Source organism: Nitrospinota bacterium (assembly GCA_016217735.1).
Classification (GTDB): domain Bacteria; phylum Nitrospinota_A; class UBA7883; order JACRGQ01; family JACRGQ01; genus JACRGQ01.
In genome coordinates, this window is record JACRGQ010000013.1 from 41085 (window position 1) to 56349 (window position 15265).

A 15265-nucleotide genomic window follows, 5' to 3' on the forward strand; every position below is an offset into this window, starting at 1 on the left:
AAAATCTATCCTTTCGGGACGGGGCGGGGAGTGCCGTGTTCGTCCACGGCGACGTAGACCACTTTCGCCTCCGTCACCTTCACGCATTTGCCGTTGTTTACCCGCTCGGCGTAGACGGTTATATCCATCGTGATGGAGGTGGTGCCGATGGCGATGCAGTCGGCGTAGCAACTGACGAGATCGCCCACATAGACCGGCTTTTTGAAGACGACCTCTTTCACCGCCACGGTGGCGACCCGGCCTTGCGCGATTCGCATCGCGTCAATCGAGCCGGCGATGTCGACCTGCCCCAATATCCAGCCGCCGAAGATGTCCCCCTTGAAGTTGGTGTCCTTCGGCATGGCCGCCACGCGCAGCGCCGGCTGTTTCCCGGGCGGGAGTTCGCAATAATCCTCTTTGAGGTTGTTCATATTTCCCAAGTATATCATTATCACCGTTCCTAAAAACCGATAGCGCCAACCATTCCCTTCCACGGGGCCGTCAGTAAAGCCGGGCCATCAGTCCTTTGATCTTTTCCATGTCGACGTCGCGCTCCACCAGCGGTTTTGCATCCCCGATGACGGTGGCCACATATCCGGGCCGCGGGTTTTTATAGATGACCCCCAGCGGTATTTTTTCATCCCACTCGAACGCTTTCGCCAGCGCCTTCATCCGGTCCGCGGGATCGTGTTCCGGTCCCAGCCGGTAGGCGCGTTGCTGGTACCACTGGTAGGTGTTCACCTTGTTAAAGGAGACGCAGGGCTGCAACACGTCGATCAGCGCGAAGCCGCCGCACTCCATCGCCTGCCCGATGAGTTCCGCCGTGAGGTCGATTTCTTTGGAAAAACTTCGGGCCACGAACGGCGCGCCGAGCGCGATGGCCACCGCCAGCGGATTGAACGGCGTAAGTATCACCCCGTCCGGTTGCAGCTTCGTTTTCATCCCTTTGTCCGAAGTGGGGGAGGCCTGTCCCTTGGTGAGGCCGTACACCTGATTGTTATGCACGATGAGCGTCATCTCGGTGTTGCGGCGTATGGCGTGGATGAAATGGTTCCCCCCTTCGCCGTACACGTCGCCGTCGCCGCTGGTGACGATGACCGTCAGCCGGTGGTTGGCCGTTTTCGCGCCGAAGGCGGGCGGAAGCGCCCTGCCGTGCAGCCCGTTAAAGCCGTTGGTCTTGAGATAGTGCGGCAGCTTCGCCGCCTGCCCGATGCCGGATACGGTGAGCACCTCTTCCGGTTTTTTGCCGGCGCGCGTCAGCGCCTTTTCCACCGAGCTAAGGATGGCGAAATCGCCGCAGCCGGGGCACCACGCTTTTTCCCCTTCATAGCGAAACGCGTTTGAATTTTCCATTGCCATGCACCTCTTTCAGCCTGTCTATGATAAAGCGGGCGGTAATGGGCCGTCCGTCATACCGCGTTACTGGCACGCCGGTTCGTATCCCGGTTTCGCGCGCCAGCAGCCGCGCCAGTTGTCCGGTAAAGTTTCCCTCCACCGTGTGAAGCGTTTCCTTCTTTGCCAGCAGAGCGCGGGCTTCGCCGGACGGGAACGGCGCCAGCCGGTTGAAGTGCGCCATGCCCGCTTTAATGCCAGCCCCATTCAGCGCGTCCACCGCCTCGCGCGCCGCGCCATAGGCGGTTCCCCAGCAGGCGAGCGTGATAAGCGGCTTTTTGGCGCCGTACCATGTCGGCGCGCCCGGCTCTTTGGCCATCCCTTTCAGCTTGCGGAACCGCTTTTCCACCATCGCGCGGACGATGCCGGGGTCTTCGGTGATGTGGCCGTCCTCCTCATGCAAGTGGCTGTCGTACATCACCCGTGCGCCCGGTGTGCCATACGGCAGACGGGGTGAAACGCCGTTGGGCGTGAGGCTGTACCGTTTGTAGGGATCGGGAAGTTTCGCGGGATCGGCCAGGTAATTTTTAAAGCGCACCCTTGCGGCATTGAACCGGTCAAGCGTCACATAGCTGTCCACCAACTGTTGATCTCCCAGCAGAAATACCGGCACCTGATACTTGTCCGCCAGATTCATGGCATGGATGGCGGTGTAAAACGCCTCTTCCGCCGTGCCGGGGGCGAAGACGAAACGGGGGAATTCACCGTGGCCGATGTTCAGCGCAAGGTCGAGATCCTCCTGCCCCGTGCGTGTGGGCAGTCCCGTGGCGGGGCCGGGACGCATGATGTTGGCGATCACCACCGGCGTTTCGGCTATTCCGGCGAGGCTGATTCCCTCCGCCATGAGATCCAGCCCGCCACCCGATGTGGTAACGGCGGTACGCACCCCCGCGGCGGAAGCTCCCAGCGCCATGTTCACGGCGGCGATCTCGTCTTCGGCCTGCTCGGAAAGAATGCCCAGCTCCGCCGCGTTGGCGGTAACGTAGTTGAAGATGGAGGTGGAGGGGGACATCGGATACGCGCTGACGAAGCGGAGTCCGCCGGCCATCATGCCGAGGCCGATGGCTTGGGCTCCGTTTATCAGCATGCGCGTTTTTTGCTTTACCGGTTGAAGCGGGCGCGTGGTCTCGGCATAGTACCGCGCAATATGGCGGTGGCCCGCTTGCGCGGCGGCAATATTTTTTTCAACGGCCTCGTTCCCCTTTTTGCCGAAATGTTCCCGCAGCAGCGCATCCACCCCCGCCATGCCGATTTCGAGGAGGGCGGCGATGGCCCCCAAGGCCACGGCGTTGGCATACACCGGGTTTCCCGCCTCATTGGCGAAGCGGTTCATCGGCACTCCGGCGAACCGGACGCCGTTGACGGTGGGCGGTGTGTGGTCGCTGTCATGCAGCACGATGCCCCCGGCGGTCAGCTCGCGCAGGTGTTCGTCCATGCTCCGGCGGTCAAGCGCGGCGAGGATGTCCGCCGCGGGCTGGGGCGCGAAGACCGGGTCGGCGTCGATGCATATCTGGATGAAGTTATGGCCGCCCCGGACGCGCGACATGTAGTCCTGCGTGGCCAGCAGGCGGTAGCCCGCGCGGGCGAGCAGCTTCAGCAACAGATCGGATACGGTGACGAGTCCCTGTCCGGCCATGCCGCCGAGCGTGAGCGTTGTCTGTGGCATAATCGCCTCCCGATAAAGGAATCCATGACAAATGCCGCCGAACACAACGCGGCCGCCCCGCGCCGTGGCGGGGCCGGCCGGAACGTTGTTATTTCAACAGGCGGTTTTCCACGGTCTTCCAGTTGATGTTCGTGAAGAAATCGTCGATGTAGCGCCCCCGTTCGGTCGGTTTCAGGTAGGCGGTCCACGCGTGTTCCCACACGTCCATCACGAGGAGAGGCGCGAAGCCGGCGGGATGCCCTTCTTCATGCAGGCCTATCCAGTGGTTGCTCAAAAAGCCGGTATCGGGATCCTTGTACAGGATTGCCCAGCCGACGCCGCGCATTGCCGCGATCTTGCGGAATTCGATTTCCCAGTTTTCCCAGCAACCGAAGGCTTCATCAAAGGCGGCCTTCACCGCGGAGCCGGGTTCGCCGCGGCCGCCGAGGTTATCGAAATACAGCTCGTGCAATCTCATGCCGTTGTATTCGAAGCCGAGGCGGCGGACAAGCTCGCAGAACTCCGTCGAGCCGGCCTCGCCTTTTTCCACGATGCCGGCGATCTTTTCGCGCAGCAGGTTCGTGTTCGTCACGTAGCCGTTGTAGAGTTTCAGGTGCTCGTCGATCTCGGTTTGCGTTATCCCGCGCAGCTTGTCAAGCCCCGGAAATGTTTTGGGTGCATATTTGGTCAGTGTTTCTAATAGCGGAGACATAAAATTCCTCCAGCGGCGGCGCGCGGAATGCGCGCGCCGTCAAAAGGGGTTTTGTTCTTGAGTGGTTCCGTTTTGGAAAGCGGCCGGCCGTGAGCCGTCCGCCGTATTTGCGCAAAAAATGCCCCCCTGCCCGATTTGCGAAATTGATTCGCCCGAAACTCCCGCTGCCATTGGGCAGGAGCATATACTTCTCCTTCTTTACTTGCCTCCATTTTACACCCGTTTCGTGAAATGGTGTGGGAGCAGGGGGATTTGATCCGGCGTTTGGCGCCCCATAAAACGGGAAATATGGGATAATAAATGCATTATCAGGCGCGCGAAGAGGCGCGCCCAAACTGCATCAACGATATCTACCTGAAAGGAGCATCCAATGAAAAAATGGAAATGCCAAGTTTGCGGATACATTCACACCGGCAACGAAGCGCCGGACAGCTGCCCCGTTTGCTACTCTCCCAAATCGAAGTTCGTGGAAGCGACCGGTGCCGAGCAGATGAATCTTGCGGGCTACCTCGACGCGAACATCAAAGGGGAAACCTGGGAAGTGACCCACTATATGGCGATGGCGCTGAAGGCGCAGACGCTCGGCATGCCGGAAGTGGCGGAAACGCTCTTGCGGATAGCCGGGGAAGAGGCCTATCACGGCAGCAACTTCATCCTGCGCGGGCACAAGGCGGCGGGTCTCAAGGGCAAGATAGACACCAGCAGCCAGCTTGCCGACGACCTGAAGAAAGATATGGAAATGATGCTCAAAGGCGAGTACGGCGCGCACAAGGGAAAGAACGAGGCGGCCGCGATGGCGCGGGCGGAAGGGTTTGACGAGTTGGCCGGCTTTTTCAAGATAGCGGCGGAAGACGAATCACGCCACGCCAAGATGCTGGAAGGGCTTTTGAAAAAGTACTTTTAATTGATGTTTTGTCATTCTGAGCCAACGGTGAAGAATCCCTTTCCGGAAAGAGATCCTTCGCTACGCTCAGGATGACAAAAAAAACGGCGCGGCTTTTTGGGCCGCGCCGGGTATGTGCGTGGAATGCGACTTAGATTTCGTACGGGGGGCGCATGGCGCGCAGGGCCGCCACCCGCTTTTCCATCGGCGGATGCGTGCTGAAAAGGCTCAGCAGGCCGCCGCCCGTGAGCGGGCTGACGATGAACATGTGGGCCGTCGCCGGTTCCGCGTCCATCGGGATGACCTGTGCGCCGCGGCTGATCTTTTCCAGCGCCGAGGCGAGCGCCTCGGGGTTCCGCACCAGCGCCGCGCCGGTCCGGTCCGCGCCGTATTCGCGCGTGCGGCTGATGGCCATCTGCACCAGCATTGCCGCGATCGGGGCAAGGATCATCATCAGTATCATCACCGCCGGGTGCGAGCCGCCTTCGCGGTCATTGCCGCGTCCGCCGCCGAAGATCATCGCCCACTGCGCCATGTTCGCCAGCATGCTGATGGCGCCGGCGATGGTGGCCGCTATGGTGCCGATGAGAATGTCGCGGTTTTTAACGTGCGCGATTTCGTGCGCCAGCACGCCCGCCAACTCGTCCTTCGACAGCATCCGCATGATGCCGTCGGTGACCGCCACCGCCGCATGCTCCGGATTGCGTCCGGTGGCGAAGGCGTTGGGCTGCTCCGACGGAATGATATAAATCTTGGGCATCGGGATGCCGGCCGCCTGCGTGATCTGCCGTACCGTGGTGTGCAGTCCCGGCGCATCGGCCTCGGAAACCTCACGCGCGTTGTACATCCTGAGAACGATCTTGTCGCTCCAGTAGTATGAAACGAAGTTCATTATAACGGCGAAGGCAAAGGCCATCACCATGCCGCTCTGCCCTCCCAAGGCGCTTCCCGCCGCCACAAGGATGACGGACATTGCCGCAAGAAGAAAGGTCGTCTTAAGAATGTTCATCGCTGTACTGGATCCTCCAATATGGTTATTTATGGATTGATAAGACCTCCCGGAAAGGAAGTCAATGCTGACTGATACCCCACATGATTGAACCAATAATAACACATTTTAGTCAGATATTAACCTGTGCGGCACGAAAATAAACCGAATATTAAGGGCGGGGTTGCCAGAAGCATTGGGGAATATGGTTCGGAGTTTGAGGGCTATAAAAAAAGACCCGGAACAGCGGACTGTTCCGGGCCGTGCGTATATGCGGGAAAAACCGATTAGCGTTTTTCCATGCCAGCCGGCTGCTTGGTTACCTGCTGGGCGATCAGGTCGCCCTTGCCGTTGTCAATGAGGTCATGCCACACATTGGCGGGGGCGACCACAACGGAACCGGGGCCCACTTGGATGACTTCTTCCTTGCCATCGTCCAGCTTGAATGTGCCGGTGCCCGCAATCACGGTGAATATCTGGTCACCGGTGGGGTGTTTGTGATAGCCGATGCCCTGCTTGGCCTTGTAGTAGTACACATCAAGGGTCAGCACATCGGTCTTCACCAAGGTGACTTTGCTCACCGTCCCGTCAGTAAATACTTTGCTCTTATTGATATCGTTCTGTTGTATGGCCATAGTGTATCTCCTGTTGAAAAAACTGTTTACAACCCAATACGCAAATTAAACCACGGGAATATCGTATCCCGATAATGTAACAGGGTCAATTGACCCCGGTTGTTGTTTATCAGCGGGCGCCGCCCGGACTTTGGGCGGGGGGCGTTTCGTTAACCTCCGGGCTGTTGCCGGAAAGTTCGGGTACCCGCATCACGCCCGCTTTTTCATGTTTTTTCTCGTAGAGCAGGATGAGGCTGATGCGCCGGTTCCGCTCGTCGCGCGGGTTGTATTTAATCAGCGGTTCGGTGTCGGCGTAGCCCACCACCCGCGCGATGCGGTAGGGGTCGATGCCGTTTTCCTCCAGCAGCTTGCGCGCGGACAGGGCGCGGTTGGCGGATATTTCCCAGTTGGTGACGCCGTTGACGTTATACGGAGTGGCGTCGGTGTGCCCTTCCAGCGCCACGCGGTTGGTGGTCTCCTTGATGTTGTCCGAGATCATCTTCATCACTCTTTTGCATTTTTCGGTGGGGACGACGCTGCCCGGCTCGAACATCCGGCTTCCCTCCTTGTCCACCAGCTGGATGCGGACGCCCCCTTCGAAGATGTCGATCATCACCTGGTCCTTGAGTTCGTCGAACTTCTCGGTGACCGCGCCGGTGATCTTGTCTTTCATCTGCTCGGCGGTCACTTCGGATGCGGCCCCCTTGGTAAGATCCATGTTTTGGGGCGTTTGCTGGTTGCCGCCGGGTTGCGCCACGATCCCTTTGGTTCCCTCGAAGAAGGATGAGCCGGATTCCTTGAAGACGGAGAACTGCTTGAAGTACTCCGCCATAACGATCCGTTTTTCCGGCGAGACCATGGCAAGCAGCCAAAGCAGCAGGAAGAAGGCCATCATGGCGGTCACGAAGTCGGCGTACGCCACTTTCCACGATCCGCCGTGGGCGCCTCCGTGCCCCTTCTTCACTTTTTTGATGATGATGGGCTGTTTGCCGTCTTTTTTCGGATCGGCCATTAATTATTTCTTAACCTTTGAAATGGCGGTTTCCACTTCCGCGAAGGATGGACGCACCTGATGCGGGATGACACGGCGGCCGAATTCCACGGCCACCTGCGGCGCCTCGCCCCGGACGAACGCCACGAGGATCACTTTGAGCATCATCAGGTATTGGTGGTCTTCGGTGGCGAGCGCCTCGAGGTTTTTGGACATCGGCCCGACGTAGCCGTAGCAGAGCAGCACGCCGAGGAAGGTGCCGACCAGGGCCGCGCCAACGTGGTGTCCCAGCACGGAGGGCGGCTCGTCGATCTTGCCCATGGTGATAACGACGCCGAGCACCGCCGCCACGATACCGAGGCCGGGCAGCGCGTCCGCCACGTTGCCGATAACCTTCGACGGGGTGAGCGCCTCTTCGTGGTGGGCTTCCAGTTCGGCGTCCAGCAGCGCGTCCAGATCGTGGGCCGCGATGGAGGTGCTCATCACCGTGCGGAGCGTATCGGTGACGAAATCGAGAAAGCCGTGATTGGCGCTGAACTTCTTGTACTTTTTAAAGATGGGGCTGTTTTTCGGTTTTTCCACGTCTTCTTCGATGGAGATCAGCCCTTCGCGGCGTATCTTGAAAAATATCTCGCTCATCAGGCTCAGCGCTTCCAGGTAATCGGCCTTTCCGTAGGTTTTGCCGCTGAGTATCCGCTTTATGTCGGCGAACACCAGCTTGATGATCTTGGGCGGAGCCTGGATGATGAAGCCGCCGAGGGCCGCGCCGCCGATGATGAGCAGTTCCGCCGGCTGCAAAAGAACCGAGAAGTTGCCGTGTTCGAGGGCATACCCCCCCAGCACACATCCGAGAACGACGATGGCGCCGATTACCGCAAACATCTATTCGACACTCCTTCGGTTTTCCCGGAGTTCCCGGAAGATTTCACGCTGGCGCAAAAATACATAGTGAATAAGTCTATCCCGGATTTCCTCGTCCATGGGGGAAAAGTTCACCCACAGCCGCCCCTGTTCCGCCTTTACCGCCTTGCCGTAAATGTAGAGCGCCACCGGCGGGGCAACCGGGAGCATCATCTTCATCTCCACCCTGTCGCCCGGCGCGGCCGGCGCGGCAAACGGAAGGCAGATGCCGCCGCCGCTCAATTCCACCGAAAGGTGTGGCATGTGGCAAAACTCCTCCCGTTCCTTTTCCAGCAGGCTGAGGATGGCGTCAAGTTTCGCGTTGAGCATCCGCAGCCACGCCGAAAGTAATCTATCGTCATGTTCCGGCAAATCCTTGAACTCCGCCTGGAGCAGGTCGGTGGAAACGCGGGATTTAAGTTCCTCCGCGTCGGCCGGGAGCACCCGCGCCTCAATCGGAATGAACGCGTCCACCTTGGAGTAATCCCCGTGGACGGAACTTTCCCATTGCTCTTTTTTTTGTTCTTCCATATCGCCGATGTTGATTACTTTACCATACGGCTGAACGGCTGCCACCAATCGTTTTACCCCGATGCACTCTAATGAAACGTTTCACTTTATCCGTTTGCGCCGCAAATACCCCGGCGGCGCAAACGCATTTGTAAACAGTCAATTATTGGGCCTTGCGGCCCCTATAAGAGAATATCAAACCAGACGGAGGAGTAGCAACCCTAAAAGAGCCGCCAGCCCGGCGGGAACGATCACCTCGCCCGTGGCGCTTCCGAGCAGCAGCAGGTGGTAGATGAAGAGAAAATCCTGCTTCAGCGACATTTTGCTGCTTCCCTCCGTCCGCTGGTTGAAGACGTAGGGTACCTCGATGCTTTTTGTAAATTTCCCCCGCACCAGCACTTCGAGGAAAATCTTGAAGCCGGTCGGCGAGAGTTTTTTCAGGTTTACCCGGTCCGCCTTGAAGAGGAAACAGCCAGTGGTGGTGTCGTGAATCCCCCAGAGCGTTTTGGGGAGCAGTATTTTGGCTATGATGTTCGCCACGTTCGATATGACCACGCGGTACCACGCCCAGTCCTGGGTGCCGCCCCCCTCCACCTTGCGGCTGGCGATGGCCATGTCGGCGTTTTCCCGCACCGCCGCTTCGTACAGGCGGCGGATGATGTCGGGCGGATGCTGCAGGTCGGAATCGATGACGGCGAAATGCGCGCCGCCCGCCGCTTCCCAGCCGCGCACCACGGCGGTGGCAAGCCCCCGCTCGGTGGTGCGGCATATCACCTTGAGGCCGGGATAGCGTTCTTTGAGAGCTTCGGCGGTCTTGGCGGTGCCGTCCGGCGAGTTGTCGTCCACCACGATCATCTCCACGGTCACGCCGCTCCCGGCAAAGCTGCCGTGCACGCGGCGGAGCAGTTCGGCGATGTTCTTCGCCTCGTTGTAGGTGGGCATTACCAGTGAAATTGCGGGGGCCGTCATGCGGGGAAGTCTACCAGAAACCGCGCGCCGCGCGAAACGCCATTCCGTTTTTAACCACGAATAACACGAATAGCACGAAGAGGGAAGAATTTCGCCGGATATTTGGGCAATATAGCGGTATGCGGTAGAATAATTCAGGCGAGGATATAGAAAATGACCATGGAAACATTGCTCAAAGAGAAGCGGCGGGAAATCCTGCGCATTGCCCGTGAGTATGGTGCGAGCAGAATCCGTATATTTGGTTCCGTCGCGCGGGGTGAAGACCGGCCCGATAGCGATGTCGATTTTCTTGTCGAAATGGAAGATGGGCGCAGCCTTCTCGACATCGGCGGCATGCAAATGGACCTTCAAGACCTGTTGGGAAGGAAGGTGGATGTTGTTACCGAAAAAGGGATGCGCCCTCGGATAAAAGACAGGGTATCAAAAGAAGCCGTTTCCCTATGAGGGATGACCGCCAGCGCATTCTGGATATTCTGGAAGCGATAGAGAAGATCGAAAAGCATACCTGTGGCGGCAAAACGGCATTTGAAGAAGACGAACTGATCCAAACATGGGTTGTCTACCACCTTCAGATCATCGGCGAAGCGGCCAGCAAGATTTCCGACGCCGGCAAAGAAAAATATTCCGCGGTTCCCTGGCGCAAAATAATCGGCATGAGGAATACCCTTGTTCACGGATATTTTGGGGTGGATGCCGATGTCGTGTGGGCGGCTGTGAAGAATGACTTGCCAGCCCTCAAGGAATCGCTTGGGAATCCCCCATTACCGCTATAGTTTCCTGATATATGAAGAAGTATCGGCCTTGCCCGTGCTTGTAACCACACCATTAAAGTTGTGAAGTTGTGAATTTGCTTTTTCTGAATAGGTGGTTAACTCTTTTTTGAGATCTTCATAAAGCCGTTTTGCTTCCTCATTGTTATACGTTGCACACACCTTGTCACAGAATTCAATAAGGTGTTTATTAAGTACTGGGGTTATTTTAGAATATTTCTTGAGCCAGTCAATATTTCCCTCAAAGCGCGATTCCGTGAGGTGGACAAGCCTTTGACTAGAATTTGTGTAAAAATCACCAAATCGTGTTTCTATTTTCCAGTTTAAATCAAACTTGCCTAACCAAACGTCATTTTCAAAATGCCTCTTGTCCATGGTGAAGAATTCAACTAAGCATCGGCAATGGGCTATGTAGCTGTCCAATGTGGCCTGCCACTCAACTCTTTCCCTATCACTTCCACTTCTCTTTTTCCCAAAGGAACTGTCTGTAAGAAGCAACAAGGTCTCGTTCATCATCCACGCTTCAAATTGGATGTGTTTGTGGCGATCTATAAGGTAGTTTCCATCTTTATTGCTATTCATGGCAAAACATTATACATGAAAGGCTATGTGGCTGTTGCTGTCGTGTCGGGAGGGTGGTGTTTGGGGGTAGGGGCAACGTTTTACTTGTTGGGTTATCAGCCTTTCTGGAGGTCGCTGGGGAGTTGCAAGGTGATGCCGTTGACGGCGGAGGAGCGCGGGCCGGCGAGGAAGAGGATCGCGTCGGCCACCTGCTCCGGTTTCAGCTTCGGGCCGTCGAAGCCGGGGAAGGCGTCGCGCAGCATGCCGGTGTCCACCGCGCCGGGGGCCACCGCGTTCACGCGGATGCCGTATTGTTTTCCTTCTTCCGCCAAGGCTTCGGTGATGCCGATCACGGCAAACTTCGACGCGCAGTAGACCGAGAACCCCGGAAACTTCTTCGCCCCCTGCACACCCGAAAGGGACGATACGCTGACGATGCTGCCTCCCTTGGCCTTCATCAGCCCAAACGCCTCGCGGCAGCAGAGGAAGACAGCGGCGGCGTTCACCTGCATCACGCGGTGGTACTCCGCCATCGAAACATCCTCGACGTACGCGCCGGAAAAAACCCCGGCGTTGTTCACCAAAATATCGAGCGTTCCATACATGGTTTGGATATGCGCGAAAAGGGCGATGACCGCTTTTTCGTCCGCCATGTCGCATTCAACCGTTTCGGCTTCGCCGCCGGCATCGGCAATCAGCCGCGCGGTTTCGTTCAACTCGTTCTCCGAGCGCGCGCAGACGATCACCCGCGCCCCCTCTTTGGCCAGCAACAGCGCCACGGCCCGGCCTATGCCGCGCCCCGCGCCGGTCACCAGCGCCGTTTTTCCGTCAAGCGGTCCCATGCCGCTTATTTTACCCCCTTCTTGTCATTCTGAGCATTGCGAAGAATCCCTTTCCGGGAAAAGATTAAGAAAGAGATACTTCCCCTACGGCTCAGGATGACCGGGATTACGCCCGGTCGAGCCATTCCGTCAGCGGCGCGATTACCCGCTCCCAGCGGTAATGCCGCTCCACCCGCTCCACCCCCGCCGCGCCGAGCCGCCGCCTCTCGCCGGCATTTTGCAGCAGATGTGCGATACGTTCGGCCAGCGCGGGAAAATCGTCCTCCTCCGCCAGCAGCGCCTCCGACCCGTCGCGCGATACCTCCGGCACCGCCCCGGCGCGGAAGGCGGCGATGGGAAGACCCGCGGCCATCGCCTCCAACAGCACCACCCCAAAATTCTCCTGCATGCTCGGCAGGCAGAACACATCGGCGGCGCGGTATAGCGGAGCCAGCGCGGGGCCGGGGGGGATATGCCCCAACATTTCAACCGACGGCGTTAGCCCGCGCTCACGCACCAGCATGCACAGCCGCTCGAACTCCAGCCCATCACCGGCCACCATCAGCCGCGCCTCCGGGACTTTTTTCAACACCAGCGGCCAAGCGTCGGCGATGAGGCGGTCAACGCTTTTGCGCCGGTAAAGGCGCGCCACGCAGAGCAGGGTGGGGCGCGCGTCCGTCCGGGGGGGCGCGGCGCTCAGCCACGCGCGCCAATCGTCCAGAAAAAGCCCGTTGTTCATCACCCGTATTTTCGCGGCGGGGAGGCCATAGAGCGCCGCCGCCTTGCGGGCGGTGTACTCGCTCGACACGAAAACCGCCGCCGCTTTTTCCGCGGTGCGCCGCTCCATCCGCGCCAGAAGCCGCACGGCCCCGCCGATCAAGCCGCGCTCGAAGCGGATGATATCGGCGTACAGCGCCTGCAGCATGCAGGCGTACGGCACATTGTGGGGAAAGAAAAATCCGTCCTGGTCGAATGCCACGTTCGGCATCCGCTCACGGCGGCCCATGCCGTCCCCGATGCGATAACCGAACGCCAGCCGCTGAAAAGTCGTGAGGAGATAGTTTTCGGAGGATGCGGTGAAATCGAGCGTTTCCACCCCAACGCCGCGTTGCCGCAACGCGGCGATGACGCCGTTCGCCACCGCCGAGGTGCCGCTGCCGAATCCCCCTTCGAGGGGCCATGAAGTGACGATGCGGCAGCGTTTCATGGCGCCGCCGCCGGCTATTTCTTGCGCTTCATCAAGTCGTCGAAATAGGCGACGATTTCGGGATCGTTCCACTCCCGCATTCCATCCGCCTGTGAAACGATCTCCCCCTTGGGATTGATGACGAAGGTGGACGGCAACGAACTGACCCCGTACCTGTTGGATGCATCGCTGTCGGGATCGTGGAATATCTCGAAGGTGAGTCCGTATTGTTTAACGAATCTTTTCACCTTGTCGGGGCCGCCGCGGTCCACCGACACCGCCAGCACCACCATGTTCTTCGCCTTGAATTTTTTCGAGAATTCCTCCATCGAGGGCATCTCCGCCACGCAGGGGGAGCACCAGGTGGCCCAGAAATTCAGCAGCACCCATTTTCCCCGGTAGTCGCTTAATCGCGCATTGCCGCCCCCTAAACGGTTGAGCGTCAGATCCGGGGCCGGAGCACTTTCCTTGGCCGAAGCCTCCGCGTCGAAGTGGTCATGGGGATAGAAGGTGAACGAGGCCCCGTATCCCAATGCCACCGCCAGCGCCGCCAACAGCAGGCGGCGCGGCTTACGCAGCAGCAAAAGGGCGGATTTCAAAACACCTGCTCGACGGATGTGATTCCCGCGACCTTTTCCACGAGCGCCCGCTCAATGCCGAGCTTCAGCGTGTAGGTGGAAGAAGGGCACGCGCCGCACGCGCCGACCAAGCGGACGGAAACGACGCCTTCCTGTACATCCACCAGTTCCACATCGCCGCCATCGGCATTCAGCGCCGGGCGTATCGATTCCAAGACTTTTTCAACCTGCTCTTTCACTTCCATGATTTTTCCTTTCCCGCATAAATGCGGACTGTTGTTACTCTTATCATTTCATTTTATCCACTGTATCCCGATTATTCAAGTAGAGCCGGGAAATCGGGGAAATGTTCAATTGATTGTATTTGCAGGGCTAAATTTTAGGCTTCGGCGTTATTTCTTTGTAATACAATGGCTTGCTGATAAGCGCAATTTGCAGAATTGGCATCGTGTGGAACGGTTACCGGCGTTCGAAGAGGGCGAGGGTCTCCACATGGAAGGTGTTGGGGAACATGTCGAGCGGCTGGGCCGAGATCAGCTGAAATCCGTTTTCGCAGATGTCTTTAGCGTCGCGCGCCAGCGACGGCGGGTCGCACGACACATAGACGACCCGTTCTTTCGCCAGCAGCTTCAGCCACCGGCCTATCCCTTTCGCGCCGGCGCGGGGCGGGTCGAGCAGCACCGTGTCGAACATCCGCTTTTCCCGCGTCATCCGCTGAACGTTGCGGACGGCGTCCCCCGGTATAAACTCCGCCGGAAGATTCAGGCGCGCCGCGTTCCTCTCGGCGTCTTCCACGGCGAAGCGGGAGTGCTCCACGCCGGTTACTTTCAGTCCCGCGGCCGCCAGCGGGAAGGCGAGGTTCCCCATGCCGCAGTAGAGGTCGAGCGCCGTTTTCCCTTTTGCCGGGGCGGCCAGTTTTTTGGCCTTCTCGACCAACAGCCGGTTGCCGCCGGGATTCACCTGCGAAAAAACGGTGGGGCCGTATTCCAGCGCGATGCCGCCGCCGATATTGACCGAAAGAATGTCTTCGCCGTAGACCGCCAAGTCGTGTCCCGACGCGATGGAAAGTCCCGCCGCGCCGGGTATCGCATCCAGCATCGCCTCGGCGAACGCATGCTCCGGCATTTTGCGCATCGCCAGCCGCAGCCGGGCGAGAGCGGCCGGGTAGCCGGTCTCTATGACGATATCTTCGATGGCGGGAACGTCCGCGTGATGCGCGTCCAGAAAAACGCGCAGCTCGCCGATCACTTTGTTGATGCCGTCATTCGCCACCGCGCAGCGGCTGATGTTCACGATGTCGTTTGTCCGCGCCCGGTGATAGCCGAGCAGCAGGCTGCCGCCGCCGATGCCGCAGTGGAGTTTTATCCGGCTGCGGTAGCCGAGTTCCGCCAGCGACGGGGCGCAGGGGGAGACGTCGGCCTTCAGTTTGGCGATGTGCATGAACTGTTCCCCCACGATGGACTGCTTGGCGGCAAGCTGCGCTTCATAGCCGAGCGCCATCCAGGGGCAGCCGCCGCAATCGTCCACATAGGGGCAGACGGGCGCGCGCCGCAGCGGCGAGGGGCTTTCCACCTTTGCCACCGACGCTTCGATGAAGCGGGGCTGTTCTTTCGTCACGCGGGCCAGCACACGATCGCCGGGAAAGGCGCCCGTCACAAAAACAATCTTCCCCTCGTGGCGGCCCACGCCGGCGCCGCCGAAGGCAAGCTTCTCTATTTCAATGGAAAACACGCTGTTCATCCGCGGCACTATACCCCGCGCGGCCC

General features: G+C 58.9%; 19 protein-coding genes. 3 read left to right on the forward strand and 16 right to left on the reverse strand.

Annotated elements, in window-relative coordinates; genetic code table 11:
* Positions 1 to 5: 5 nt before the first annotated feature.
* From HZA03_02010 to HZA03_02025, 4 genes are all read right to left on the reverse strand, one after another.
* Entirely contained in the window at positions 6 to 410 is a 405-nt protein-coding gene (locus HZA03_02010) for an acyl-CoA thioesterase (GenBank protein ID MBI5636725.1), read from the reverse strand.
* A gap of 70 nt (positions 411 to 480) precedes the next feature.
* On the reverse strand, positions 481 to 1332 hold the full coding sequence (locus tag HZA03_02015) for a 2-oxoacid ferredoxin oxidoreductase (GenBank protein ID MBI5636726.1): 852 nt from the start codon (positions 1330 to 1332) through the stop codon (positions 481 to 483).
* Positions 1304 to 3037, reverse strand: a complete 1734-nt coding sequence (locus HZA03_02020; protein ID MBI5636727.1) for a 2-oxoacid:acceptor oxidoreductase subunit alpha — start codon at positions 3035 to 3037, stop codon at positions 1304 to 1306. Before HZA03_02020 ends, HZA03_02015 begins: the two co-directional genes overlap by 29 nt.
* A gap of 88 nt (positions 3038 to 3125) precedes the next feature.
* Positions 3126 to 3728, reverse strand: a complete 603-nt coding sequence (locus HZA03_02025; protein MBI5636728.1) for a superoxide dismutase — start codon at positions 3726 to 3728, stop codon at positions 3126 to 3128.
* Between the two features lie 370 nt (positions 3729 to 4098).
* On the opposite strand from HZA03_02025, the gene HZA03_02030 reads away from it, so the two are divergent.
* Positions 4099 to 4632 carry a hypothetical protein gene (locus HZA03_02030; GenBank protein ID MBI5636729.1) on the forward strand — a complete coding sequence of 178 codons (534 nt, stop codon included), beginning with the start codon at positions 4099 to 4101 and terminating at the stop codon, positions 4630 to 4632.
* A gap of 130 nt (positions 4633 to 4762) precedes the next feature.
* Here HZA03_02030 and htpX read toward each other — a convergent pair whose 3' ends face one another.
* The 6 genes from htpX to HZA03_02060 all read right to left on the reverse strand — a co-directional run bounded on the left by htpX (position 4763) and on the right by HZA03_02060 (position 9583).
* Entirely contained in the window at positions 4763 to 5620 is an 858-nt protein-coding gene (htpX, locus tag HZA03_02035) for a zinc metalloprotease HtpX (protein ID MBI5636730.1), read from the reverse strand.
* Positions 5621 to 5886: 266 nt separating this feature from the next.
* A complete protein-coding gene (locus tag HZA03_02040) occupies positions 5887 to 6234 on the reverse strand; it encodes a cupin domain-containing protein (GenBank protein MBI5636731.1) in 348 nt (115 codons plus the stop codon).
* Positions 6235 to 6343: 109 nt separating this feature from the next.
* Complete coding sequence (locus HZA03_02045) at positions 6344 to 7225, reverse strand: OmpA family protein (protein MBI5636732.1); 882 nt, start codon at positions 7223 to 7225, stop codon at positions 6344 to 6346.
* 3 nt (positions 7226 to 7228) lie between these two features.
* A complete protein-coding gene (motA, locus tag HZA03_02050; protein ID MBI5636733.1) occupies positions 7229 to 8086 on the reverse strand; it encodes a flagellar motor stator protein MotA in 858 nt (285 codons plus the stop codon).
* Complete coding sequence (locus tag HZA03_02055) at positions 8087 to 8680, reverse strand: PilZ domain-containing protein (GenBank protein MBI5636734.1); 594 nt, start codon at positions 8678 to 8680, stop codon at positions 8087 to 8089.
* 129 nt (positions 8681 to 8809) lie between these two features.
* Complete coding sequence (locus HZA03_02060; protein MBI5636735.1) at positions 8810 to 9583, reverse strand: polyprenol monophosphomannose synthase; 774 nt, start codon at positions 9581 to 9583, stop codon at positions 8810 to 8812.
* 153 nt (positions 9584 to 9736) lie between these two features.
* On the opposite strand from HZA03_02060, the gene HZA03_02065 reads away from it, so the two are divergent.
* A complete protein-coding gene (locus HZA03_02065; protein MBI5636736.1) occupies positions 9737 to 10027 on the forward strand; it encodes a nucleotidyltransferase family protein in 291 nt (96 codons plus the stop codon).
* The gene (locus HZA03_02070) at positions 10024 to 10356 is read left to right on the forward strand and encodes a DUF86 domain-containing protein (protein MBI5636737.1); all 333 of its coding nucleotides are present in this window, start codon (positions 10024 to 10026) and stop codon (positions 10354 to 10356) included. Before HZA03_02065 ends, HZA03_02070 begins: the two co-directional genes overlap by 4 nt.
* Here the strand turns inward: HZA03_02070 and HZA03_02075 are convergent.
* The 6 genes from HZA03_02075 to HZA03_02100 form a co-directional block, all read right to left on the reverse strand.
* The gene (locus HZA03_02075) at positions 10351 to 10935 is read right to left on the reverse strand and encodes a hypothetical protein (GenBank protein ID MBI5636738.1); all 585 of its coding nucleotides are present in this window, start codon (positions 10933 to 10935) and stop codon (positions 10351 to 10353) included. The genes HZA03_02070 and HZA03_02075 overlap by 6 nt on opposite strands.
* Before the next feature lie 95 nt (positions 10936 to 11030).
* Complete coding sequence (locus HZA03_02080) at positions 11031 to 11756, reverse strand: SDR family oxidoreductase (protein MBI5636739.1); 726 nt, start codon at positions 11754 to 11756, stop codon at positions 11031 to 11033.
* Between the two features lie 106 nt (positions 11757 to 11862).
* The gene (locus HZA03_02085; GenBank protein MBI5636740.1) at positions 11863 to 12942 is read right to left on the reverse strand and encodes a glycosyltransferase family 4 protein; all 1080 of its coding nucleotides are present in this window, start codon (positions 12940 to 12942) and stop codon (positions 11863 to 11865) included.
* A gap of 14 nt (positions 12943 to 12956) precedes the next feature.
* Entirely contained in the window at positions 12957 to 13520 is a 564-nt protein-coding gene (locus HZA03_02090; protein MBI5636741.1) for a TlpA family protein disulfide reductase, read from the reverse strand.
* Positions 13517 to 13744, reverse strand: a complete 228-nt coding sequence (locus HZA03_02095; GenBank protein ID MBI5636742.1) for a NifU family protein — start codon at positions 13742 to 13744, stop codon at positions 13517 to 13519. The genes HZA03_02090 and HZA03_02095 overlap by 4 nt, the downstream gene beginning before the upstream one ends.
* Positions 13745 to 13958: 214 nt before the next feature.
* On the reverse strand, positions 13959 to 15239 hold the full coding sequence (locus HZA03_02100; GenBank protein MBI5636743.1) for a class I SAM-dependent RNA methyltransferase: 1281 nt from the start codon (positions 15237 to 15239) through the stop codon (positions 13959 to 13961).
* Positions 15240 to 15265: the final 26 nt, after the last annotated feature.